We start from the raw sequence: 25,476 nt of genomic DNA on the forward strand, positions 1-25,476 counted from the left end.
ATATTAAAGCTTTAACTGCTTAAATATATGGTGTTAAAGTTTTTTAATGTAGATTTGAAATACTAAACTAATTATAAAAACGATGGTGCAAATTAATTTTCTGGCAATACTTTTTGCCGCATTAGTTCCTTTGGTAATGGGATTTATCTGGTATAATCCTAAGCTTTTCGGAAATGTTTGGATGAGAGAATCCGGATTGACACAAGAGAAAATGAAAAGCGCAAATATGGGCGTTGTCTTTATTTTGTCAATTATTTTATCAATTTTAATCGGAATGTTTCTTCAGTTTGTCACGATTCATCAGTTTGGTGCGTTGGGAATGATAGGTGGTGACGAAAAATTAGCAAAACCTTCATACACTGCTTTTATGCATGATTACGGAATGGCGTATCGTTCGTTTGGTCACGGTGCTTTACATTCATTTATGACAGGAATTTTCTTTGTTTTTCCTTTAATTGCAATCAATGCGATGTTTGAAAGAAAGTCGTGGAAATATGTATTTATCAACACCGGATTCTGGACGATTACCATTACAATAATGGGCGGAATTATCTGCGGTTGGTACGCAATGGACGGTTTCAATTGGGTGACTCAAAAATAATTTTGTAATATAAATTTTAAGGCTACATTTGTGGCCTTTTTTATGTCTTATACTTTTCAAATTTTCACTCTTGTAAAAGAACTTCCAACAGATTGGAATCTTGTAATCGGGCAACATAATATGATGTTGTCTGAAGAATATTTTCGTGTTCTGGAAGATTCGAAACCGGCGAATATGAAATGTTTTTTTGTTGGATTTTTTGCAGACGAAAATCTAATTGGCGGGGCTTTGTTTCAATATCTGAGTTTTATTGAGCATAAAACTTTTCAGAAAGATGAAATTTTATGCAGTGTCAGAAATTTTTTAGCCAAAAAGTTTACAAAAGATGTGATGATTTTCGGCAATAATATGTTGACCGGACAAAATGGTTTTTATTTTGATACTTCAAAAATTTCCGCAGAAAAATCAGTTTCTTTATTAAATGAAGCGGCTAAAACACTACAAAATAAATTCGGAAAATCTTCTTTGATTATTTTTAAAGATTATCAGACATCGTTTTTAAAGAATTTTGATAATGAAAAGTTTACATCCTATTTCAGGTTCTCAGTTCAGCCAAATATGATTTTACATATAAAACCTGAATGGAAAACTTTTGAAAACTATGCGGATGATTTTTCTAAAAAATACAGAGCAAGATTGAAATCTGCAAAGAAAAAACTCGAAGGAATTCAGAAAATTGAACTTGATCTTGATGCTGTAAAAAAGCATCAAAAGGAAATGAACGTTTTATATCAAAATGTTGCTGAAAATGCACCTTTCAATACTTTTTTTCTTACCGATCACCATTTTGAAAGCATGAAACAGAATCTCCAGGAAAATTTCAAAGTTTTCGGATATTTCTTAAATGAAAAACCGATTGGTTTTTATACTTTAATTCTTAATAATCAGGATATTGATACGTACTTTCTCGGCTACAATAGAGAAATCCAGAAAGAAAAACAGATTTATCTGAATATGCTTTTTGATATGACAGAATTCGGGATTTCAAATCAATTTAAACGGATTATTTTTGGAAGAACAGCTTTAGAAATAAAGTCGACAATCGGGGCAGAACCAATCGAAATTTTTGGTTTAATTAAACATACTCATAAAGCAATTAATCCTTTTATTGAAAAGATTTTTACATCTTTAAATCCAAAAGTAGAGTGGGTTCAGAGAAAACCTTTTAAATAAATTAAGAATAAGGTTCACTTTATTGTGATTTTTAAATAATATTTAACGATTTCTGTTTTAAATTTAATAGGATTTTAAGAGCGTTTTATACTGATAATCTTGATTTTTGCTTCAAATTATAATCATGAAAAAACTCAATCTTTTGTCATTACTTCTTACAGCCGGTTTTTACTATTCTCAAACTATTTCGGGAACTATTTTTTCCAAAGATGAAAATTTGCCGATTCCTTATGCTAAAATTGGTATAGAAAAAGAAAATACAGGGGAAATAACCGACGAGAAAGGGAATTTCACGATTGATCTTTCCAAAGCAAAAATTTCAAATAAAATTAAAGTTGAAGTTGCAGGGTACGAAACCTTTACAGAAAATATATCAGATTTTATCAAACAAAGTTCTCAAAAGATTTATCTGAAAGAAAAAGTTAAAAATATTCGGGAAGTTCAATTAAAACCTAAGAAATTAGTTGATAAAAACTGGGGTGTGAATACAAAGACAAAATCTGTGATGTATTCTGTCAATCCGGCTTTTAAAAAAGAAGATTTTTTGGGAGAAACAGCTTTAGAATTTAAAGCGAGTAAGAAATCAAAAATCAGAAACATCAATCTTAATATAGCAAGTATTACAGCAGACCGACCTGTTGTGATGAGATACACGATTTATAATGAAAAAAATGGTTTCCCCAATGAAAGTATTCTGGATGAAGAAATTACGGTAGAATTAACGAAAGATAAAATTGTAGACCAGACTTTTACGCTGGATGTGAATGATAAAAATATCTGGGTTCAGGGAAAGTTTTTTGTTGGAATCCAGTTTTTGAAAGAATTTGAAGGTAGATTAAACATCAGTGCGGCACTTTTCAGAACAGGTTATTTGAGAAAATTTTATGGAGATTGGCAAAAAATGAGTATTGCCGCTCCCGCCATAAATATTGATGTGAAAGTGGATAAAAATGCTAAAGATGATAATAAACAGGAAGAATTTGATGACAAAGCTCTTGCCTATGATTTCGGAGACGTTAGTAAATATGTGGAAGAATCGAATAAAGAGATTTACGGAAAAAATAATCAAGTGGGAAAATTTTTAAACTTAAAAGATGCCCACCTTTATTATGAAGTTTATGGTGAAGGCGAACCCCTGTTTTTACTGCATGGAAACTCGGGAAGTATAAAAGATTTTTATCAGCAGATTCCGGTTCTTGCAAAGCAATATAAAGTGATTGTGATGGATACAAGAGCGCAGGGAAAAAGTACGGATACAACCAAAAAAGACTTCAATTATAAGATTTTTGCTGATGATGTAAAAGCTTTAGCGAATTATTTAGGTTTACAAAAGATCAGTATTGCAGGTTGGAGCGATGGCGGAAATACGGGGTTGGAATTTGCCATAAAATATCCCGAAAGCTTAAATAAATTAATTACAATCGGAGCAAATGCCTTCCCGGAAGGAGTTGATCAGAATCTGATTGATAATTTTACGATTAAGTATAAAGTTTCACAGCTTCAAAATAAACCGGAGAATTTCAATGAAACCAGATTATTAAAACTCATGCTGAAAGAACCAAAAATTACAGAGAAACAGTTAAATAAAATTCAGAATAAAGTTTTGGTAATCGCCGGAGAAAAAGATGTCATCACAAGAGAACATACCGAATTTATGGCGAAGCAAATGCCCAATTCCGAATTGAAAATCTATAAAGACGCTACACACATGATTCCTTTTGAAAATGCAGAACAGCTCAATCAGGATATTTTAGATTTTTTGAAGAAATAATCAGATTACTCTTTTATAAATTTCTCGTAGTAGACTTTATCTTTTGTCTGGATTTTTAAATAATAAGTTCCTTTAGAAAAATCTTCAACTTTGATGGATTTTTGAGCAGATTTTAAAATAAGTCTTCCTAAATTATCAAAAACTTCTACTGAATTTATCTGTTCTGCTGTGGCAATATTCAGGATGTTTTTTACGGGATTTGGGAAGATTGCAAAGGTTTTCTTTTTTACGAGCTCTGAAGTATTTAATGTAGAATTATAGAAATTTCCAAAATTCAGAATACCATAACCCATTTGATCTGTATGAGAAGGAAATAGAGATGCGGTTTGTCTCAGGTTTGTTCTCATCAAATCTCTGTTCATCCCCGGAAAAGCCTGTATTAAACAAGCAACTCCACCTGCAGCAATCGGTGTTGCAATTGAAGTTCCGGAAACTGAAATGGTAGAATTATTATCCACTGTTGTCGAAGCACTTCCTCTTGTACTTGCGTCCGGTTTTATCATTCCCAAAGAATTGGGACCATACGAAGAAAACCCGGACGAATTTCCGGCAGAATCAACCGAACCAATCGTGAAAACTTTTACATTATCACCCGGAGTTGTGATATAATGCCACGGAACTTCACCAGAATTTCCGGCAGCAATTAGAACGAAAATTCCTTTATTGACAGCAATTTCACTTGCTCTTGCAATAAAAGATTTTGTGCCGTTCATATCGGCGTAAGTATAGCTGTATTTCGGATCATCAAAATTATTGTAACCTAAAGAAGTGGTGATGATATCAACACCTTTTCTGTCGGCTTCTTCGGCGGCTTCAATCCAATATAATTCTTCTTCGGGAATTTCTGCAGTTGTTGTTTCACTTCTGTAAAGATAAAAATCTGCATCGGGAGCAGAACCTACAAAAGTATTGGCAATATAACCTCCAATTGCACCCAAAACAACAGTTCCGTGATTATTTAATGATGTATTGTAGATATCTGTTCCTTTTGAAACAAAATCGTAACCTCCTTTTATTTTACTGTTGGTCCATAATCTTGCAAATGCCGAACCTGTATTCACAGTAGGGAATCCGGTATCGATAACGGCAATTGTTACTCCTGTTCCTGTAAAACCGGCAAGATGAAGTGGTCTTAAATTAATCTGATCAATTTGTGCTGAACCAGATCCGTAATCAAAAACGGTCATGTTTTTTTGAGCTGATTCAAAATCTGCCCATTTATTGGTTTGGCTGGTTTTTAAAACCAATGAAGAATTTTTAGCAAAACTTTCAACCGATTGTACAAAAGGTTGTGCTTTGATGATATTTACCTGCGCCTGATTCACATTTACAGCAACGCCATTCAGCCATTTTGAATAATCTGTGATCGTGAATCCTAAATTTTGTAAATTCTGAATATAGGTTTGCTCGATGGGAGCATCTTGGTCATTTAAGGCAATTCCTAATGCAGTACGTCTGTTTAACGACTTTTGAGTCAATTCCAAAAGCGGATTTGCATAAAATGCAGCTTTATTTGGTTTTCCCGTAAAATAAACAAAAACAAGCTCAGTCTGCGCAAAAGCAATAGAGTAACCGGCTAAAAAACAAAAGAGTAAAAGTTTTTTCATCTCATAATTTTGTATAAAGATAAAACAAAATCAATAAAATTTTTGATAGCACTTTAAATTCCTTATTTTTACGAAAATATTCGTTTAAGAAATCGCTCAGTTTGAAAAATTAAAAATCAACAAATAAAAGCGGTAGAAAAACTTAAAAAAATAAAAATTTTATGAAAAAGATTCAGATGGTTGACTTGCAAAGTCAGTATTACAAAATAAAAAATGATGTAGACAATGCAGTTTTAAATGTAATGGATTCTGCTGCTTTTATCAACGGACCTGAAGTAAAATCTTTCCAGAACGAAATGGAAACTTATCTCGATGTAAAACACGTAATTCCTTGTGCAAACGGAACTGATGCTCTACAGATCGCTTTAATGGCTTTGGATTTGCAGGAAGGTGACGAAATTATCACAGCTGATTTCACTTTTGCAGCAACCGTAGAAGTTATTCATTTATTAAAATTAAAATCTGTTTTGGTAGACGTTGATTATGATACATTCACAATTTCTACTGAAGCGATAAAAAAAGCAATTACTCCAAAAACAAAAGCAATTATTCCGGTACATATTTTCGGACAATGTGCGAATATGGAGGAGATTTTAAAAATTGCTGAAGAGCATAATTTATTTGTTGTAGAAGACAATGCACAGGCAATCGGTTCTCAGTATACTTTTTCAAGCGGTGAAGTAAGACATGCAGGAACCATGTCTACAGTGGGAACTACTTCTTTTTTTCCATCTAAAAATTTAGGCTGTTACGGAGATGGTGGAGCAATTTTCACTAATAATGATGAATTGGCACACCGTTTACGAGGAATTGTAAACCACGGAATGTACGAAAGATATTATCATGATGAAGTGGGAGTGAATTCAAGATTAGATAGTATTCAGGCTGCCATCTTAAGAAAAAAACTTCCGAATCTTGATTCTTACAATGATGCAAGAAGAAAAGCAGCAGATTATTATGATGAAGCTTTTGCCGGAAATGAAAATATTTTAACACCAAAAAGAGCAGAATATTCAACGCACGTATTTCATCAGTATACTTTAAGAATCTTAAACGGAAAACGTAATGATTTACAGAAATTCCTTACTGAAAAGGAAATTCCTGCAATGATTTATTATCCTGTTGCTTTAAGAAAGCAAAAAGCCTATTATCAGGAAAGCAATGATGCAGATTTTGTAAATACAGATAAACTTTTAGACCAGGTAATTTCTCTTCCGATGCATACAGAACTGGATGAGGAACAGTTGAAGTATATTACGGATGCTGTGTTGGAGTTTATGGGATAAATTAATGAAAGATAAAAAGGTATTTTCTAAAAAAATTGTATATGTCGTTAGCTTAATGTTTACCATTTTTTCGGCAATACTATATTTAATGGCGATTGTTGTTAGGATAAATGATGGAATTGATTTTTTAGGTTTAATTTTAATATCTCTTATTTTGATTTTATCATTATTTCAGTCTTATTTTCTTATTGTAAAAAATAGAAAAGGTATTTTACTTACTAACATTCATCTTATTTTGTTACTTTGTTTTACGTTATTTGAACTAATCACTTATTTTATTGCTTACAGAACTTACGATCAAGGTACAAACGGAATGGTTATGGGTGTTTTTTTTATATTAGCTTCACTTTTTATTGTTAATAAGTTTAAAGTTTTAAAAGTAGAATATGAAGATGTAGAAGAAATAGGTACACGAAATGATTAAAAAATATAATTAAAAAATGGCAATACTCGTTACAGGCGGTCTTGGATATATCGGTTCACACACAGTTGTAGAACTAATTAATAATGGATTTGAAGTTATCATAGTTGATGATTTATCAAATTCAGAAAAATTTATCCTATATAATATTGAGGAAATTACAGGTAAGAGACCTGTTTTTTATCCTTTTGATTTAAAAAGAAAAGAACTTCTTACGCAGGTTTTTGATGCACATCAGATTGATGGCTGCATTAATTTTGCTGCTTATAAAGCGGTTGGAGAAAGTCAGGAAAAACCGGTTGATTATTACGAAAATAATCTTTTTTCTTTAATCAATATTCTTCAGGAATTTAAATCAAGAAATATTTCTAACTTTATCTTCAGTTCATCTTGTACAGTTTACGGACAGGCAGATGAAATGCCTATTGACGAAAATACTCCGCTGAAAATGCCGGAAAGTGTTTACGGAAAAACAAAACAGATGGGAGAGGAGATCTTAAAAGATTTTGCTCAGGGATATAAAAGAAAGGTGAGTCTTTTGAGATATTTTAATCCGATCGGAGCGCATCCTTCCGCTTTGTTGGGAGAATTGCCGATTGGTGTACCGAATAATTTGGTGCCTTACGTAATGCAGACTGCTGCAGGAATTCGCGAGAAACTGAGTATTTGGGGAAATGACTATCCTACAGAAGACGGAACTGCAGTTCGAGATTATATTTATGTGGTAGATTTGGCAAAAGCTCACGTTGCAGCTTTGAAAAATTTAATAAATAATAGTTCAGAAGAAGTCGTTGTAGATATTTTCAACTTAGGAACGGGAAAAGGTTCATCTGTCTTAGAGGTTGTTAAAGCTTTTGAAATGGCAAACGAAGTTGCTGTACCATACCAAATTTGCGAAAGAAGAGAAGGTGATATTACCGTTGCTTACGCCAATGCTGACAAAGCGGAACAGAATTTGAATTGGAAATCTGAAACTTCTTTAGAAGAATCATTAAAAACTGTCTGGGAATGGCAGAAATATTTAGAATCAAGAAAAAATTAAACTTTATAAACATAACACATGAAAAACGAGAGAATAGGGATCACATTTTCTTCATTTGATCTTCTGCACGCAGGTCACATCAAAATGTTGGAAGAAGCAAAAACTGTTTGTGATTACCTGATTGTCGGTTTACAGATCGATCCTTCACATGATCGCCCGACTAAAAATAAACCTACACAAACTATTGTAGAAAGATACATTCAGCTGAAAGCTGTAAATGCTGTAGATGAGATCATACCTTATTATACAGAAGAAGATTTGGAGGATATTCTGAAATCTTTTGTCATTGACGTAAGAATTATCGGGGACGATTATTTAGACAGAGATTTTACCGGTAAGAAATACTGCGAAGAAAAAGGAATTGAGATTTTTTATAACAAGAGGGATCACAGATTTTCCTCAAGCGACCTCAGAAAAAGAATCTACGAAGCAGAAGCTGCAAAAAATTTAGTAAAATAAGAAAAATCCCGAAAAAATAATTTTCGGGATTTTTTTATGATGAAATATTAATACTACATAGGTCCGCCTTGATCGTCTCCTGTAGCATTAGAGTTAATATCTTTCTTACGTTTGGGTTGTTCAATCTTCTCGCCTTGTTTAAATCTGTAGGTTAAAGATACTGCAAACTGTCTCGGTTGCCACTGCATATAAGATTCTCTCATAAATTCGGCATTGTTGGTGGTACTTCTCATAGCACGGGTATTAAAAATATCCTGAATGTTGAATGACAAAGTTCCGTCTCCTTTCCAGATTGTTTTTGATGCGCCAAAATTCAGCGCATACATATCATTTCTATCCTGGTTAGCTGTTTTTTGAGCACCTCTATAGAAACCTTGTAACTGAAAGCTGAATGTTTTATCAACTTTAAAGGTAGAAGTCAGTCTTGCTCTTGTTGAGAAACCTTTCCCTTCAAAAGACATGGGTTCTTTTCCGGCAAGTTCAGGTCCACTGTAAATTCCAGTCGAATTATATCCGAATAAATCTACATTTCCTAAAAATTTCAACCATTTTGTAGCATCCCAGTTAAAGTTTAAATCTAAACCATAGCTGTCATTATTTCCTAAATTTATGGGTTTGGTTTTAAAAACTCCGTTGTCAGAATATACCAGCATTTTTACATCATCAGTAGAATGCTTGTAATATAAAGTTGGGTTAATGGTAAATTTACCTTTAGAAATACTGTATCCAAGTTCGTAAGAATCTACATAAGAAGGATTTAAATCTATATTTCCTTCAAAGATATTCTGATTATCTGTGTAACTTGGGTTTGGAATTAAAAACCATGATCTTGGTCTGTCAATTCTTCTTGAATAATTAAGCAAAAACTGATTGTCTTTTGCGATTTCGTAGCTCAGAAATACGGTTGGAAAAAGATTGTTATATCTTTTTTTGCTATCGATATTGTCTGAATCTGCATTTAGGTTAGAATATTTAATATTAACATTAGAATATTCGTTTCTTACTCCAACTTGATATCCTAATTTACCGATTTTACTTTTAAACTGTACATATCCTGCATTAAAAATTTCCTCATAATTTGCATTGTATGTAAAGTTGTTTAGATAATGGAAGTCTACATTAGATGCATAACGTTCCAAAACATCATTGTCATAATTATTATTATTGATGTCTATTCTGTAACCTGCTTCAACTTTGGAATTTTCTCCGATTGGAAGTTCATAATCAGCTTTACCAACTACCGTTTTATTTCTAGTGTTTTGACTGATCGAGTTCTGAAGTTCGAAGATATTATTGGTAACCTGGTTGACGTCTGTATCATTAAAAGATCTGTTGCTTTGTAAACTTAATGATAATGAAAGGTTCTGACCTTTATCATTAAATTTGTGATCTAACCCAAAATCTCCCTGAAAGGCTAGATTGTTGTTAGATCCTGTATTTATTCTTTGTGTAAATAATCCGGGAGCATTCAGAAAACGATAATCATAAGTAATGTTTCCAATATTGTCGCTTTCGAAAGTTCTGACTGTTCCGGATGCATTGACCGAAGTTTTATCAGAAATATCATACACTATTCCTGAAGAAACGTTGTAATTACTGTTTTTATTTTTAGTAATAGATTCCTGGTCAGTTTGTGATCTTCCTCCGTTTGTCGGATTGAAAAATGTAGCATTGTTTCTATTCGTATTTTTAGATTCACGATATCCGCCGCCGCCATTTAAGAACCACGTAAGATTCCCTTTTCTCCAGCTTAAATTAGTATTTAAATTGGTTTGAGGTAAATATCCCAAAGTCCCGATAACGCTCCCGTTGAAACCTGTTTTTTTCGTTTTCTTTAGAATTATATTTAAAATACCGGCAGTTCCGCTTGCCTCAAATTTTGATGATGGATTGGTAATCACCTCAATTCTTTCAATCTGATCTGCGGGAATACTTTGTAAAGCATTGGCTCCGTCATCAATTCCAAGAAGGGCAGAAGGTTTACCGTTAATTAAGAATCTTACATTTGAGCTACCTCTCATCGAAACAGTTCCGTCAGTATCCACAGAAACTGAAGGTACATTTGATAATACATCCTGAAGACTTCCACCTTTACTTACAATATCCTGAGAAGGATCATATGTTCTTTTGTCTAGCTCTACTTTATAAGGTTTTTGAGCTACAGTAATGGTAACACCTTGAATATCCTGGGTTTTCAGATTGGTACTTACAGCTTCAGCTTCAATAGAAAGTGCGCCAACGCTTCCGGGTTTTGTAATTTGTTTGTTCAGGACGCTTTTTTTATAGTCAATTGCTTCCACAGTAATATCATAGTTACCGGGAGTAAGATCTAGTTTGTAGCTTCCTTTTTCATCGGTAAGTGTTGCATCACTGAAAAGTTTATTTTCTTTGTTGCTGAATGTTACAGATGCATAAGGTACAGGTTGATTGCTTTTATCAACTACCGTTCCCGAAATCCCCACTTTTTCCTGAGCAAAAGCAAAAGCCGCTGCCGAAAGTACAAAGGTGAGTCCTAAGGTTTTCTTTGTGAAAATACTGATTATTTCCGTCTGATTCATAAGGTATTCTTTAGATAAAACTGCAATAAAAAGGTTTTAATTTTATGAAATTATTAAAAGCTGTAATACCACAGTTTCACGATTCGTTTAATGTTTTTAATAGATAGGTCGCTTTTGAAAGCGATTTGTTAATTATTAATTTGTTAAATTAAAGTTAAAATTATTTATTATTTGATATTTTTTGAATTCAACCAATCCTGGTAAGCTTTCGCATTAATTACATGTTGTTCTGCACTGTCTGTAAACTTGTGATAACCAAATTTCGCAGGATCTGCACACATAAAAATGTAATTGTTTTGATCGGGGCTTAAAACTGCATCTACCGAATTTTTATCAACCACACAGATCGGTCCCGGAGGAATTCCTGCATGGGCGTAAGTATTATAGGGTGATGGAGTTATAAGATGTTTAAACAAAACTCTTTTGATTGATTCTTTGAAGTTTGTCTGTTTGTTAATTGCATAAATGACCGTGGGATCTGATTGTAATTTCATTCCTTTTTTAAAACGGTTTAGATATAACCCTGCAATCGTCTTCATTTCATCAGGTTTCCCGCCTGACTCTTTATAAACGATAGATGCCAAAGCATAAATTTGATCTCTTGTTAAACCAGATTGTTTCTCTTTTGCTTTTCTTTCTGAAGTCCAGAATGCGTTATACTGATCTTCAAATTTTTTAAAAAATTCCTGTGGAGTAACCGTCCAGAAAAAGTTGTAAGTATCAATAAAGAAATATTTTTTAAGATCTTCAGCATTTTTATATCCTTTTTCTGAAGCTATTTTATCCAGATCATTTACAAATTTCAGAGAATCAAGCTCCGTTTTTTTGCTTACTTTCCCCACCATCTGATAAATATCTCCGAAATCACCGATTCTGAATGAGTTTTCACTTTGATTTCCTGCTTTGATCATATTTACCAAACTTGTGTTATTTGCACCTTTTGTAAAATGATAACGACCCGGTTTGAAATATTCATCCATATTTTTATCTTTCGCCACTTCAATAAACGATTCTTTATTATCAATGTAAGGCGTAATAGAATCTAAAATCTGAGTGAATTTTGCGCCATGAGGAATTAAAACATACCCATCTTTTGATACGTTGTTCCCATAATATTTATTGTAGAATTTTAAACCAAAAAATCCTGCCACAGCAAGAATAAGAAGTACGATAATGAGAATTGCTTTTTTCATTATTACAATAGATTAAAAGTTTTTTGTTTTTTTTAAATAAGATCAACCTTACCGCTGAAAACCTGTTTAGCAGGACCTTCAAGCCAGATTTCATGGAAAGATTCTCCATTTTTTTCTGCATACACTTTAAGGTTTCCGCCCAACGTTTTAACTTTTACAGAGGTTAGATTGGTTTTTTGCAGAAAAGTTAAAGCAGATGCAGTAACTCCGGTTCCACAACTAAAAGTTTCGTCTTCAACACCTCGTTCATAGGTTCTTACAAAAATTTCGTCATCAGAAATATTTTCCACAAAATTTACGTTGATGCCTTTTTCTTTATAATTTTCAGAATTTCTGATGCTGTTTCCTTCTGCGAAAACTTTGTAATCAGCAATGTCTTCAACATATTTTACATAATGGGGTGAACCGGTATCAAGAACTGAATCGTTTCCATCATTCGAAATGTTTTTCACATCACCCATTTTTAGTTTTACAATACCATCTTTGATTTCGGCTTCGTGAAGTCCGTCAATAGCGTTGAAAACTGTTTTATTATCTTTAAAAATTGAAAGAAAATGCGCAAAAGCAACCGAACAGCGCGCTCCGTTTCCACAAAAGCTTTTAGAACCGTCTGAATTGTAATAATCAACTTCGAAATCTACATTTTCTGCTGCATTGATCTTAATTAAACCATCTGCACCAATCCCGAAACGGCGGTCACATAGTTTTTGAATGTTTTGAATTGATAAATTATTCCACTCTCCGGAACGGTTATCGATCATCACAAAATCGTTTCCTGTACCTTGATATTTATAAAATTCCATACTTTCTGTTTCTCTTAAATTAACCTGCAAAATTACTTTATTTTACACAAAAAACGAACAGGTTTTTGCTGCTCGTTTCTTTATTTAGAATACTTATCTATTATCTGAAACCTCCGGAACGGTTTTCGCTATTCTGACGGGGCTGACTGTTATTTTGTGGTGCTTGCTGCGTTGTATTTCCGCTAGAATTATTATTTCGGAATCCACTGTTGTTATTTTGCGGTACTTGTTGTGTATTGTTTCGTGTATTATTTCTGAAACCGCTGTTGCTATTTCCAGATGGTTGCTGCGTATTGCTTCGTGTATTATTTCTGAAACCACTATTGTTGTTACCCGGGTTTACAGAAGTATTGTTTCTAAAACCTCCGTTGTTATTGCTGTTTCTCGGAGTGGTATTGTTATTTCTAAAACCTGTATTTCCGGTAACTCCACTTCTTCTTTGAACATATACTTTCGTTCTGTTATCCCCATAATAATACGGTGCACCATTATCATAATAGTATCTCATATCATTTCTGTAGTAATATCCGTCATTTCCATAATATCCTCCGGTTCCATAATAAGCTTGTGGTGCATAATAATATCCATTGTCATAATAAGGATCTCCGTAAGTGGCATAGTTTCCACCGTAAGCTGCACATGAAGTCATGCTTATACCGATGAAGATTCCAAATCCTATTTTTATTAAATTTTTCATGTCTTTACTGTATTTTCTTTAAAACTTTTTTTCCAGCTGAAATATCCAATCACAGCCATTACTGTAAATACCAAATATTGAACCGAAGTGATTCCTAGACCTTTATAAATAAACATCGGTATGCATATCAGATCACCAATAATCCAGAAAATCCAGTTGTCGATGCGTCTTTTAGCCATTAACCACATTCCTACCAAAAATGTAGAAGTTGTAAAAACATCAAGCCAGTTTGCCCAGTCTAAATGACCTAAACCCAAACTGGTATCTTTCATAGAAAACTGATTGTCTATATAGGGTTTGTAATAATAAATAACTGTAACAAGGATAATGCTGCAGACAAACAATAAACCAGAATACAGCCATTCTTTATTTGTCGCATACGTTACATTAACATGAATGTGATCTTCAGAGTTTTTGTGCCATAAGATCCAGCCGTAAATACTCATGATGGTGTAATATACATTAATCATACAATCTCCCAGTAGCCCGAAATTGAAAAGAATGTAAACATAAATTAATGTAGAAATGATTCCGGTAGGGTATACCCAAATATTTTTTACTATAGAAAAATAAACACTGAGAATCCCGAAAACTGTTGCGGAGGCTTCCAGCAGAATTTGAAAATTTGTATAGGTTTCATACGGTTGTATGAAAAGATCATATAAATTCATGGCTTCAAAAATAGATAAAATATACAGTACTGTAAAATGCGTTAAACAAAGTGGAAATCAGTTTTTTATAATTTAAAATTAAAATAAATTGACGAAAAGCTATCAATAAATGTTAAGGTCTCTAAAATTTTTATATTTTCGTAAATCTTTAATAAATAAAAAAATATGTCTAATATTTGGAAAACTAAACCACTGGGAGCTTATGAAGCTGATATGAAAAAGAGCGAACTCAAAAGGGTGCTCGGTAAGTGGAGTTTGACGGCAATTGGTATCGGAGCAATTATCGGCGGAGGAATTTTTGTATTAACCGGAACAGGAGCATATTATCATGCAGGTCCTGCTTTGGCACTTTCTTTTGTAGTTGCAGGTATTGCTTGTATTTTTGCGGCGTTATGCTATGCAGAATTTGCTGCTTTATTGCCTGTTGAAGGTTCGGCTTATGCTTATGCATACGGAACGGTAGGCGAAGTTTTCGCTTGGTTAATTGGTTGGGGTCTTGTTTTGGAATATGCAATGGGATCAATGACAGTTGCGGTTTCGTGGTCTGGATATTTTAATAAGTTTCTCAAAATTATCAATGTAGAGTTACCATATTATCTTACTAATGATTTTTCTACAGCAAAACAATATGCGGTTTCGCATGGTTTAACAGAGCCCGGTTTTGCATTCAATCTGCCGGCTTTTATTATTGTTTTAGTTGTAACTGCAATCCTGGTAAAAGGTACTAAAGAAGCTGCAGGAGCAAACAATATGATAGTTATTTTAAAAACATCAGTAGTTGTTTTCGTAATTGTTGTAGGTGCGCTTTTCATTAATATGGATAATCTTACACCATTCATTCCGGACGAAAAAATGATTCTTCAGTCAGACGGAAAAATGGGTGCAGCTTATGGTTTTAACGGAATTATCGCCGGTGCCGCTGCGGTTTTCTTTGCATATATTGGTTTTGATGCGGTTTCTACACAAGCTGCAGAAGCCAAAAATCCCAGAAAAGATATTCCATTTGCGATTATTACTTCATTATTGGTTTGTACCGCATTATATATTTTGATGTCATTGGTTCTTACGGGAATGATGAATTACAAAGATTTTGGTACAATTCCGGATGCGTTAACGGCGCCAGTTGCAATTGCATTTGAAAAAGCTACGGGAATGGATTGGGCAGTTATTTTGATTACTGTTGCTGCAACAATCGGTTTAATTTCTGTATTATTGGTAATGATGTTGGGTCAGTCGAGAATTTTCTTGGGAATGGCTAAAGACGGACTTCTTCCAGGGATGTTCAAAGAAATTCACCCTGTAAGAAAAACACCTTATAAAAATACTATTTTAGTGGGGCTTATTGTGGCTACAGTTGCTGCGCTTACGCCAATCAGTACTTTGGTTCATATGTGTAGTTTCGGGACATTATTCGCATTCACAATGGTTTGTTTTGCTGTTTGGTTATTAAGAGTGAAAAAACCAGAATTGAAAAGAGGCTTCAAAACACCTATGCTTCCTGTTGTTGCATCTTTAGGGATTTTGATCAATATTTATCTGATTATTAACTTAGAGCCGAGTGCAATTTACATGGCGATCGGTTGGCTAGCTTTAGGACTTTTGATTTACTTCTTATATGGTAAGCAAAACAGTGTTCTAAACCAAGGAGGTTACGATGAGTTTATCGAAAAATAAACTGTAAATATAAACTTTTAAAATCCACAGATTTCTGTGGATTTTTTATTTTTGTTGATATGAAAAAGATTTTACCCTTTTTATTTTCATTTTTAAGCTTAATTGCATTTTCTCAGCAAATTGTGAGTTTTGAAAATGTTTTAAATGATAAAATAAACATTCGAGCAATTGAATTGTATGACAATAAAGTCTGGTACAGCGGAACTGATTCAAAATTTGGTTATGTAGATTTAAAAAATACAAAGAATCAGAAGCAAATTAGATTGTCTGAAAAGAAATTACAGTTTCGAACTTTAGCCCAAGACAAAAAATCTTTTTATGCGATTAACATTGAAAGTCCGGCTTATTTTTTTAAGATTGATAAAGAAAAACTGAGTTATGAAATTGTCTTTACTGATACTGTTAAAACAGCTTTTTATGATGCTTTACATTTTATGGATGGCAAATACGGGCTCAGTTTCAGTGATCCCGAGGAAAATCTTAATTTAAAAATCGCAGTTTTACTTCCTGAGAAAAAAATATATGATTTTTTTCACACTGGTTTTACAAATCATGACAGAATAAAATTAAATAAAGGCGAAGCAGCATTTGCAGCAAGCAATACAAACATTAGTTCTTACAATAAAACAGTCTGGATTGCAACGGGTGGAAAAGCATCAAGAATTTTTAAAATGAGAGATTTATCATGGGAAGTTTTTTCTACACCTTTTATCCAAGGAGAATCTTCACAGGGGATCTATTCGATTGATTTTGCAGATGAAAAATTCGGCGTCGCAGTCGGTGGAGATTACACGAAACAGGAAGCCAATATCAATAATATTGCAACGACTAACGACGGTGGTGAAACTTGGCAAATTCAGGCTTCAGGAAAAAATGCAGGTTACATGACCTGCGTGAAAATAAAACCCGATTCTAAAGGGAAAGAAATGGTTGCAGTTGGTGATCAACACATCAGTTATTCTTCAGATTTTGGAAAAACCTGGAAGAAAATTTCAGATGAAAAAGGATTTTATGTTTGTAAATGGGTTGATAAAGACTCCGTGGTTTTCGCAGGAAAAGATAAAATTTCTGTGATGAAATTAAAATTTTAAATTCCAGACATAGAATTTATCTTTGTAAATTGAATGAAATTATACCTTCAACAAATTATCTTTGATCAAAATTCCGGAATGAAAAATCTAAAAATACTCTTCCTTTTATTAATACCAACATTATTCTATACTCAGAAAATAAGGGTGTTTATTTTGGCGGGACAGTCAAACATGAACGGTTTTGGGTATAATAAAGATCTTCCGAATGATTCCAGAACTTTTAAAGATGTTTATATTTTTCAGGGAAATTCTGTTCCCGACGGAGATTTGAGCGGCGGAATCGGAAAATGGGATTTATTGAAACCAGGAAACGGAACCGGTTTTAAGACGAATGGAAAAATAAATTCACCTTCAGACCGCTTTGGTTTGGAAATGACTTTTGCTAAAAGAATAAAAGAATTATTTCCGAATGATAAAATTGCACTGATAAAATATGCAAGAGAGGGAACTTCAATTGACAGTTTAGCGGCATCAAATTTCGGTTGCTGGGATGCGGATTTTAATGGTAAAAACGGGATTAATCAATACGATAATTTCCTGAAAACCGTAAAAAATGCTTTAAGCGAAAAAGACATCGACGGAAATGGGAAAACCGACGAGCTTTTGATGTCGGGAATCCTTTGGATGCAGGGAGAAGGTGATGCCAGTTATAATGAAGACATTGCAAACGAATATTATGGTCATCTGAAAACATTGATGAATCAGATGCGGGCTTCGGTTTTAACGGACGATTTACCGGTTGTCATCGGGAAAATTTCAGACTCAGGAAAAAATGAAAAAGGAAAAGTATGGCCGATGGGAGAGTTGGTGCAATATGCTCAGGAAAAATTTGTACGGGATGATAAAAATTCGGCAATTGTTCGTGCTACACAAAAATACAATTACGGAAATGATCCATGGCATTATGACAGTGCTGGTTACCTCGATTTAGGAAAACAGTTTGCAGATGAAGTATTTAGACTCATTATAAATTTCGAAAAGAAAGACTAATATATTTCATAATCTTTAATTCGGAACTAATGATTAATTTTGCAGGATGAAATTCTTTTGTAGAATTCCATTTTATTTAGAAAAATTTAAAGTATACAATGAATTCGTTAATCGATAAATATAATATTCCCGGTCCGCGTTATACTTCATATCCCACTGTTCCGTATTGGGATGAATCTACCTTTTCTCCGGAAAAATGGAAATCAAGTGTGATAAAATCTTTTGATGAAAGCAATTCTGCGGAAGGAATTTCAATTTACATTCACCTTCCTTTTTGTGAGGCTTTGTGTACATTTTGTGCATGTCATAAACGGATAACGAAACAGCACAGCGTAGAAATTCCTTATCTGGAAAGTGTTTTGAAAGAATGGATGCTTTACCTTCAGTTATTCAATGAAAAGCCAAAATTAAAGGAACTGCATTTAGGTGGCGGAACTCCGACGTTTTTTTCTCCGCAAAATTTAAAAACTTTACTGCAGGGAATCTTTGATACCGTCGAAATTGCTGAACATCCCGAATTTTCTTTTGAAGGCCATCCGAATAATACAACGAGAGAGCATCTTCAGACTTTATATGATTTAGGTTTTCGAAGAGCGAGTTTTGGGGTTCAGGATTACGATTTAAAAGTTCAGAAAGCCATCAACAGAATTCAGCCGTTCGAGAACGTACAGAGAGTTACAGAATGGGCTCGTGAAATTGGTTATAAAGGAATCAGTCATGATTTGGTTTTTGGACTTCCGCATCAGACCTGGGAAGCAATGGAACATACCATCAGAAAAACATTAGAATTAAAACCGGATCGACTGGCATTTTATTCCTACGCTCACGTTCCGTGGGTGAAGGGAGTAGGGCAGCGTGGTTTTGATGAGAATGATTTGCCAAGCGGTGAAGAAAAACGCCGTTTGTATGAAGACGGAAAAAAATTGTTGCAGGATTTAGGGTATATCGAAGTCGGAATGGATCATTTTTCATTGGAACACGATGATTTGTACCAATCTTTAATTCATAAAAAGCTTCACAGAAATTTTATGGGTTATACTTCAAGTAATACACAGTTGATGGTTGGTTTAGGAATGTCTTCTATTTCAGATTCATGGTATGCATTTGCGCAGAATGTAAAGACGGTCGAAGAATATCAGAAAATTGTTGAAACGGGTGAAATTCCTGTTTTCAGAGGTCATATTTTGAATGGTGAAGATTTATCAATCAGAAGACATATTTTGAATTTAATGTGTCAGCTTGAAACAACTTTTGAAAATAAAGAGGCAATTCCTGAGCTTGAAAATGCCTTTAATATGCTTTCGGAAATGGAAAAAGATGAATTGGTTGAAATTAATAATAATCAAATTACAATCACTGAAAAGGGGAGAGCGTTCACAAGAAATGTAGCCATGGTTTTCGATCTCAGAATGCTGAGAAATAAGCCTGAAACGAGGATTTTTTCGATGACAATATAAAAATAAAGCGATTCAGATCTGAATCGCTTTATTTTTGCTATTTGCTATTTGCTATTTGCTATTTGCTACTTTATAATTAATTTCTGGCTGTAAGATTTCAAATCTCCCGATTTAATATTGATGTAATAAACTCCCGGAGTAATTCCTGTAATATTGATGCTGTTTTCGCTGTCGAATTTCGTTTCCTCTAAAACTTTTTTACCTTCGGTACTTATGATTTCGGCAGTACTTTGGTTATCTTTTAACCCCTGTACAAAAACTCTTTCATGAGCGGGATTCGGATATATTCTGATTTCGCTGAATAGATTATTATCCTGGACTCCAAGATTAGTTGTTGTAATTTTATAGATTTTACCGTTGTTTACAGCTGCAACATAAAGATTTTTCTGGTTGTCTTCACCAAAAGTCGAAAAATTATTCCCTGAATAAGCTGTACTCCATGTAATAGAATTATTAGATTCCATCATACCAATTTGGGTGGAGCAATAATCTGCGAAAAAGTATTTTCCCAGCAAGCTAGGATATTGCGTTCCCCTGTAAACGTATCCTCCCGTAATTGAACATTTTCCGCCAGAATGATCATAAACAGCTACAGGAAAAGTCATTGTTGTAGAAGCTGCGCAGCCGGATGTATTGTAGGTACTGTTTCCCTCATAGCATCTCCAGCCGTAATTGATTCCTGCCTGAGTGATCGGCATTCTGTTGATTTCTTCAATTGCTCCTTGTCCTACATCAGCAATCATTGCGTTTCCTGTGGTAAGGTCAAAAGAAAATTTCCAGGCGTTTCTTAATCCGTAAGACCAGACTTCGTCCGCTCCGTCAACACCAATGAATGGATTTCCTGCAGGAATATTATAAGGACCAGTAGAATTAATATCGATTCTCAACATTTTTCCAAGCAAAGAATTTTTATTCTGAGAATTATTATTGGGATCACCGCCACTTCCGCCATCGCCGGTTACGATCCATAAATTTCCGTCAGGTGCAAAATGAATACTTCCGCCGTTGTGGTTATCAAATGGTTTAGGAATATTTAAAATAATTTTTTCTGAATTAGGATCAGCCACGTTCGCATTGGTTGTACTCACGCTATATCTTGCCACAACAATATTTCCTGATGTATTGTTGTAATACACAAAAAAGTAGCCGTTTGTAGCATATTGAGGGTGAAAAGCGAGACCCAGAAGACCTCTTTCACCGCCAAATAAAACTTTAGTACTTATATTTAGAAAATCGGCTGCGTTTACAGTACCGTTTGACTGAATGATTTTAATAATTCCATTCTGTTGAACAACGAAAAGACGGCTGTCATTGGCGTTGGTGATTTCTACAGGACTTGTCAATCCCGTTGCAAATTCTTCAAGATTAAAATTTTGCGAGTAAAAAATCATAGAAGAAAAGATACCTAAAGAAAATAGTAGTTTTTTCATAATATTTTGAAATTAAAGGTGTTGTAAATTTGAAATGAAAATTTCATACCAACAGAGTTTGTATAAATCTAAGAAATTTGAAATATAATGATTAAATAAAAATTTAATCCGGAAAAATAAGCGTCAATATATCTGGAAATAAACCATTTCTGTTCTTAAAAATTCATAAAATATCAATAAAATCATTATATTTGCCGACTTAATTTAACGTAGTTATAATAAAATGCAAGGAAAAGGACTTATTACAATTGTTGCTATTGTACTAGGGTTAATTTGCTTAAACGAGCTATTACCAACCTGGTACGCAAGCAAGATTGAATCGCAAATCGAAGCTGCGAACGGAAACGAGAAAGAGATCCAGAGATTAAAAGATGAAACTTTAAATCTTGGTTTTACAGAGCTTTCTTATGCTAAATCGAAAGATAAAGAAATGAAATTGGGTCTTGACCTTAAAGGGGGGATCAATGTTCTTCTAGAAATCAATCAGAGAGATTTGGTGAATGATTTAACCAATTATTCTACCAATCCGATTCTTATCGAGGCTTTAAACAAAACTGATGAGGTTCAGAAAAGCTCTACAAAATCTTATATCGACAATTTTTTTGTTGAGTTTGATGCCGTAAACAAAGCAAAAGGTGCAAATCTTAAACTTGCAGATCCTGAAATTTTCGGAAATACCAATCTTTCTGAAATTAAATTCAATACCACCGATGAGCAGGTAAAAAGCATCGTAAAGAAAAGAATCGATCTTTCTGTAGGTACTGCTTTCGAAGTTATCAGAACCAGAATTGACAAAATGGGTGCTGTGCAGCCAAACGTTCAGAGAGTTCCTGGTACTGCCAGAATTTCTGTGGAAATGCCTGGAATGAAAGATATCGATAAGGTGAAGAAAATGCTTCAGACTTCTGCAAAACTTCAGTTTTGGGAAGTACAGCAGGTTCCGGAAGTGATTCCTTATTTCCAGACTTTAACAGCTACGGTTTCAGCTAAAGGTGATTCTATGGGAGTGAAGAAGAATGTAAACTTCATGAACCTTATTCAGCTTGATAAATTGAAAACAAACGGTGTTGCAAGCGTAAAACTGACGGATACTGCTACTGTAAATAAAATTCTTAACAGTAAAATTGCTCAGTCTCTTCGTCCTGCAAACATTAAATATACCCAGTTTATGTGGGGGTATAAGCCGGAATCTTCAGATGAAAAAAGTTTAGTGTTATATGCTATAAAAGGTAATATCAACCAAAAAGCTCCTGTAGATGGTGCTGTGGAAACAGCAAGTATCGGCTATGACGAACTTAGCAGAGTTGTAGTAGACATGCAAATGGATTCTAAAGGTGCGAAAGACTGGAAAACCCTTACGGAGAAAAACGTAAACAGACCAGTTGCTGTAACTTTGGATAATAGAGTTTATACAGCACCTAATGTAATGGGTGTAATTCCTAACGGTAGAACTCAGATCTCTGGTAACTTCTCTCAGGAAGAAGCTAAAGAACTGGTAGACGTTTTAGGAGCGGGTAAATTACCTGCAGGTGCAAAAGTGGTTCAGGCTACACAAGTTGGTCCGTCATTAGGCCAGGAATCTATTGATGCCGGAGTTATTTCATTTGCTATTGCATTTTTAATTATTATTGCTTATATTATTTTCTATTACGGTGGAGCGGGAGTTTACGCTGTAATCGCAATGATTATCAACTTATTCTATATTTTCGGAATTATGGATTCCGGAGACTTTACTTTGACTCTTCCCGGTATCGCAGGTATCGTACTATCGATGGCGATGGCGGTAGATACCAATGTAATTATTTACGAAAGAACAAAAGAAGAATTATTTGCAGGTAAAGGTATTCTTGAAGCTTATAAAGACGGTTTCAAACATGCATTAAATGCAATTATAGATGGTCACTTAACGATGATTCTTACGGCTATCGTGTTGTATTTCTTCGGAACAGGACCTATAAAAGGTTTCGCATTAACTTTATTGATCGGTGCTGTAATGACATTATTTACTTCGATTTTACTTTCGAGAGTAATGATCTTCCACAGATTAAATAAAGGTAAAGGACTTTCTGTTTGGACGCCTCCAACGAAAAACCTTTTCAGAAATACCTGGATCGATTTTATCGGAAAAAGAAAATATTCTTACATTATTTCTGCTATCCTAACGGTTATTTCTCTCGGTTCAATTTTCATAAACGGATTTAAATATGGTATCGACTTTACAGGAGGTAGAAATTATGTTGTGAGATTTGATAAAGAGGTAAATGCTGAAGATGTAGAACATAATCTTGTGAAAATGTTCACTACTGAAGATGGTAAAAACTCTTCTGTAGAAGCTAAAACTTTCGGAAATGACAAACAACTGAAAATTTCTACAGATTACCTTATTGATGATGAATCTTTAAAAGCCGACCAGACTATCGAGCAGAAATTATTTGAAGGTCTGAAACCAAACTTACCGTCAAATATTACTTTAGAAGAATTCAAGTCTGCAGATACAGCACATGCTGGAATTATCTCTTCAGAAAAAGTAGGACCTACGGTTGCAGACGATATTCAGACTCACGGTATTTTTGCAGTAGTTGCAGCATTAGCGGGAATCTTTATTTATATTTTGGTAAGATTTAGAAAGTGGCAGTTCTCTCTTGGTGCTGTTGCAGCACTATTCCATGATGCGATCATTATTTTAGGAGCCTATTCATTGCTTCATAAAATAATGCCTTTCAACATGGAGATCAATCAGGATTTTATTGCGGCAATTCTTACTGTATTGGGTTACTCAATCAATGATACGGTAATTATCTTCGATAGAATTAGAGAATATTTGAGAGAGAAAAAAGCTTTCACATTATCTGGATTGTTTGATGATGCCATTTCAAGTACTTTGGGTAGAACATTCAACACGACTTTAACAACGTTACTGGTAATTCTTGCAATCTTTATTTTTGGTGGAGACAACTTGAGAGGATTTATGTTTGCATTGTTAATTGGTATCGGTTTCGGTGCTTATTCATCGATCTTTATTGCATCAGCAATCGCATACGACTTCCTTAAAACAGGAAAAGAAGAAGGTGTACACGGTAAATCTTCTGAAAACAAAGAAGTTCTTGCTTCAAAATAATTTAGACTACATTATATTAAATACAAAAAGAGCCTTTCAAACGAAAGGCTCTTTTTGTATGTTTAAAATTCATCTTTTAATTTTGTTAACCAACAACCAACAACTAACAACTAACAACTAACAACAATTTAGAACGATTATATTTTTCTATTTTCCTATTTTTGCACCGAAATGGAAAATTCAAAAAAGAAAGCAGCCATAGGCTTTATATTTGTAACACTTTTAATAGATGTTATCGGTCTAGGGATTATCATTCCGGTGATTCCTAAATTGATTGAACAACTCATTCACGGAAGTGTAAACGAAGCTGCGAAATATGGTGGTTGGCTCGCCTTTGCCTATGCATTTACACAATTTGTTTTTTCTCCCATTGTCGGAAATTTAAGTGATAAATACGGCAGAAGACCTATTATTTTAATATCACTTTTTGGCTTCACTATTGACTATATATTTCTTGCTTTAGCACCGAGTATTGCACTTTTATTTGTTGGAAGAGTTATCGCCGGAATTACGGGTGCAAGTTTTACAACGGCAAGTGCTTACATCGCAGATATTTCGACAGATGAAGACCGTGCAAAAAATTTCGGAATGATTGGCGCAGCTTTTGGCCTCGGATTTATTATTGGCCCTCTTTTAGGTGGCGGATTAGGGCATTTCGGTCCCAGAGTTCCTTTTTATGCGGCAGCTGGATTATGTTTACTCAATTGTCTTTACGGGTATTTTATTCTTCCTGAAAGTTTAGATAAAGATAAAAGACGTGAATTTGAGTGGAAACGGGCAAACCCGGTTGGATCATTTAAATTTCTTTTAAAACATCCCGAACTTTCCGGATTGGTTGTTACTCTTTTCTTGGTTTATGTGGCAAGTCACGCTGTACAGACCAACTGGAATTATTTTACAATGAGCGAATTTAAGTGGGACGAATTGATGGTGGGTATATCGTTGGGAGTTGTCGGCATTTTGGTGGCATTTGTTCAAGGTGTTTTAATTCGTTGGACAACTCCGAAATTGGGAGAGTATAAAAGTATTTATATTGGTTTGATTTTATATGCAATCGGAATGTTGCTTTTCTCATTCGCAACAGAAGGTTGGATGATGTTTGTTATCTTAATTCCTTATTGTTTGGGCGGAATTTGCGGCCCTTCTCTGCAATCTGTCATCAGTAAAGGAGTTGCATCCAATGAACAAGGCGAGCTTCAAGGTGCTCTTACGGGATTAATGAGCATCACTTCCTGTATTGGTCCACCTTTGATGACATATTTATTTTATCACTTCAGTGAAAAAAGTAGTAGCTTTAGATTTCCTGGCGCTCCTTTCTTTTTGGCATTTATTATGATTTCAATTAGCGTGATAATCACCTATTACGCCTTTCAGAAAAGAAAATCGTAACTAAAATCCCAATGCTTTGTTGAATTTATAATAAAAATAAATTTT

Annotated in this window: 20 protein-coding genes; 13 read left to right on the forward strand and 7 right to left on the reverse strand. The window is 34.1% G+C overall.

What is annotated here, in order from left to right; translation table 11 throughout:
- Positions 1-82 precede the first annotated feature (82 nt).
- The 3 genes from ACOOWA_RS04550 (at position 83) to ACOOWA_RS04560 (ending at position 3,545) form a co-directional block, all read left to right on the forward strand.
- A complete protein-coding gene (locus tag ACOOWA_RS04550) occupies positions 83-601 on the forward strand; it encodes a DUF1761 domain-containing protein (protein WP_421373517.1) in 519 nt (172 codons plus the stop codon).
- 42 nt (positions 602-643) lie between these two features.
- Entirely contained in the window at positions 644-1,774 is a 1,131-nt protein-coding gene (locus ACOOWA_RS04555; protein ID WP_421373520.1) for an 8-amino-7-oxononanoate synthase, read from the forward strand.
- A 124-nt stretch (positions 1,775-1,898) separates the two neighbouring features.
- A complete protein-coding gene (locus ACOOWA_RS04560; protein ID WP_421373523.1) occupies positions 1,899-3,545 on the forward strand; it encodes an alpha/beta fold hydrolase in 1,647 nt (548 codons plus the stop codon).
- Positions 3,546-3,550: 5 nt separating this feature from the next.
- Here the strand turns inward: ACOOWA_RS04560 and ACOOWA_RS04565 are convergent, their stop codons facing one another.
- Complete coding sequence (locus ACOOWA_RS04565) at positions 3,551-5,152, reverse strand: S8 family peptidase (RefSeq protein ID WP_421373526.1); 1,602 nt, start codon at positions 5,150-5,152, stop codon at positions 3,551-3,553.
- Between the two features lie 161 nt (positions 5,153-5,313).
- On the opposite strand from ACOOWA_RS04565, the gene ACOOWA_RS04570 reads away from it, so the two are divergent.
- Genes ACOOWA_RS04570 through ACOOWA_RS04585 form a run of 4 tightly spaced genes read left to right on the forward strand, consistent with a single transcriptional unit; the run spans position 5,314 to position 8,360 of the window.
- Positions 5,314-6,438: a DegT/DnrJ/EryC1/StrS family aminotransferase gene (locus tag ACOOWA_RS04570; protein ID WP_421373529.1), complete on the forward strand. Its 1,125-nt coding sequence runs from the start codon at positions 5,314-5,316 to the stop codon at positions 6,436-6,438.
- Between the two features lie 4 nt (positions 6,439-6,442).
- Complete coding sequence (locus ACOOWA_RS04575; protein WP_421373531.1) at positions 6,443-6,862, forward strand: hypothetical protein; 420 nt, start codon at positions 6,443-6,445, stop codon at positions 6,860-6,862.
- Between the two features lie 16 nt (positions 6,863-6,878).
- The gene (galE, locus tag ACOOWA_RS04580) at positions 6,879-7,901 is read left to right on the forward strand and encodes a UDP-glucose 4-epimerase GalE (protein WP_421373533.1); all 1,023 of its coding nucleotides are present in this window, start codon (positions 6,879-6,881) and stop codon (positions 7,899-7,901) included.
- 18 nt (positions 7,902-7,919) lie between these two features.
- Positions 7,920-8,360 (forward strand): adenylyltransferase/cytidyltransferase family protein, encoded by a 441-nt coding sequence (locus tag ACOOWA_RS04585; RefSeq protein ID WP_421373535.1) that lies wholly within the window; start codon positions 7,920-7,922, stop codon positions 8,358-8,360.
- Between the two features lie 53 nt (positions 8,361-8,413).
- On the opposite strand, the gene ACOOWA_RS04590 is transcribed toward ACOOWA_RS04585, so the two are convergent.
- From ACOOWA_RS04590 to pnuC, 5 genes are all read right to left on the reverse strand, one after another.
- Positions 8,414-10,918, reverse strand: a complete 2,505-nt coding sequence (locus ACOOWA_RS04590; protein ID WP_421373537.1) for a TonB-dependent receptor domain-containing protein — start codon at positions 10,916-10,918, stop codon at positions 8,414-8,416.
- 167 nt (positions 10,919-11,085) lie between these two features.
- Positions 11,086-12,111 (reverse strand): endolytic transglycosylase MltG, encoded by a 1,026-nt coding sequence (gene mltG, locus ACOOWA_RS04595; RefSeq protein ID WP_421373538.1) that lies wholly within the window; start codon positions 12,109-12,111, stop codon positions 11,086-11,088.
- Positions 12,112-12,143: 32 nt separating this feature from the next.
- Positions 12,144-12,914, reverse strand: a complete 771-nt coding sequence (gene dapF / locus ACOOWA_RS04600; protein WP_421374650.1) for a diaminopimelate epimerase — start codon at positions 12,912-12,914, stop codon at positions 12,144-12,146.
- Between the two features lie 100 nt (positions 12,915-13,014).
- Positions 13,015-13,611: a hypothetical protein gene (locus tag ACOOWA_RS04605; protein ID WP_421373540.1), complete on the reverse strand. Its 597-nt coding sequence runs from the start codon at positions 13,609-13,611 to the stop codon at positions 13,015-13,017.
- Positions 13,608-14,282: a nicotinamide riboside transporter PnuC gene (gene pnuC / locus ACOOWA_RS04610; RefSeq protein ID WP_421373542.1), complete on the reverse strand. Its 675-nt coding sequence runs from the start codon at positions 14,280-14,282 to the stop codon at positions 13,608-13,610. The genes ACOOWA_RS04605 and pnuC overlap by 4 nt, the downstream gene beginning before the upstream one ends.
- A 165-nt stretch (positions 14,283-14,447) precedes the next feature.
- On the opposite strand from pnuC, the gene ACOOWA_RS04615 reads away from it, so the two are divergent.
- The 4 genes from ACOOWA_RS04615 to hemN all read left to right on the forward strand — a co-directional run bounded on the left by ACOOWA_RS04615 (position 14,448) and on the right by hemN (position 19,494).
- Complete coding sequence (locus tag ACOOWA_RS04615; protein WP_421373545.1) at positions 14,448-15,956, forward strand: APC family permease; 1,509 nt, start codon at positions 14,448-14,450, stop codon at positions 15,954-15,956.
- A gap of 59 nt (positions 15,957-16,015) precedes the next feature.
- On the forward strand, positions 16,016-17,047 hold the full coding sequence (locus tag ACOOWA_RS04620) for a WD40/YVTN/BNR-like repeat-containing protein (protein WP_421373547.1): 1,032 nt from the start codon (positions 16,016-16,018) through the stop codon (positions 17,045-17,047).
- Between the two features lie 78 nt (positions 17,048-17,125).
- Complete coding sequence (locus ACOOWA_RS04625) at positions 17,126-18,037, forward strand: sialate O-acetylesterase (RefSeq protein ID WP_421373549.1); 912 nt, start codon at positions 17,126-17,128, stop codon at positions 18,035-18,037.
- Between the two features lie 98 nt (positions 18,038-18,135).
- The gene (hemN, locus tag ACOOWA_RS04630) at positions 18,136-19,494 is read left to right on the forward strand and encodes an oxygen-independent coproporphyrinogen III oxidase (protein ID WP_421373551.1); all 1,359 of its coding nucleotides are present in this window, start codon (positions 18,136-18,138) and stop codon (positions 19,492-19,494) included.
- A gap of 65 nt (positions 19,495-19,559) precedes the next feature.
- On the opposite strand, the gene ACOOWA_RS04635 is transcribed toward hemN, so the two are convergent.
- A complete protein-coding gene (locus ACOOWA_RS04635) occupies positions 19,560-20,924 on the reverse strand; it encodes a PQQ-dependent sugar dehydrogenase (protein WP_421373553.1) in 1,365 nt (454 codons plus the stop codon).
- Between the two features lie 223 nt (positions 20,925-21,147).
- Here ACOOWA_RS04635 and secD point away from each other — a divergent pair, with 223 nt between their 5' ends.
- Together secD and ACOOWA_RS04645 are read left to right on the forward strand one after the other, a co-directional pair.
- Positions 21,148-24,042, forward strand: coding sequence for a protein translocase subunit SecD (secD, locus tag ACOOWA_RS04640; RefSeq protein WP_421373555.1), 2,895 nt, complete (start codon positions 21,148-21,150; stop codon positions 24,040-24,042).
- A gap of 171 nt (positions 24,043-24,213) precedes the next feature.
- A complete protein-coding gene (locus ACOOWA_RS04645) occupies positions 24,214-25,431 on the forward strand; it encodes a TCR/Tet family MFS transporter (RefSeq protein ID WP_421373557.1) in 1,218 nt (405 codons plus the stop codon).
- Positions 25,432-25,476: the final 45 nt, after the last annotated feature.

It is taken from the genome of Chryseobacterium sp. GP-SGM7, assembly GCF_049166575.1.
In the GTDB taxonomy this organism is placed as follows: Bacteria; Bacteroidota; Bacteroidia; order Flavobacteriales; family Weeksellaceae; genus Chryseobacterium.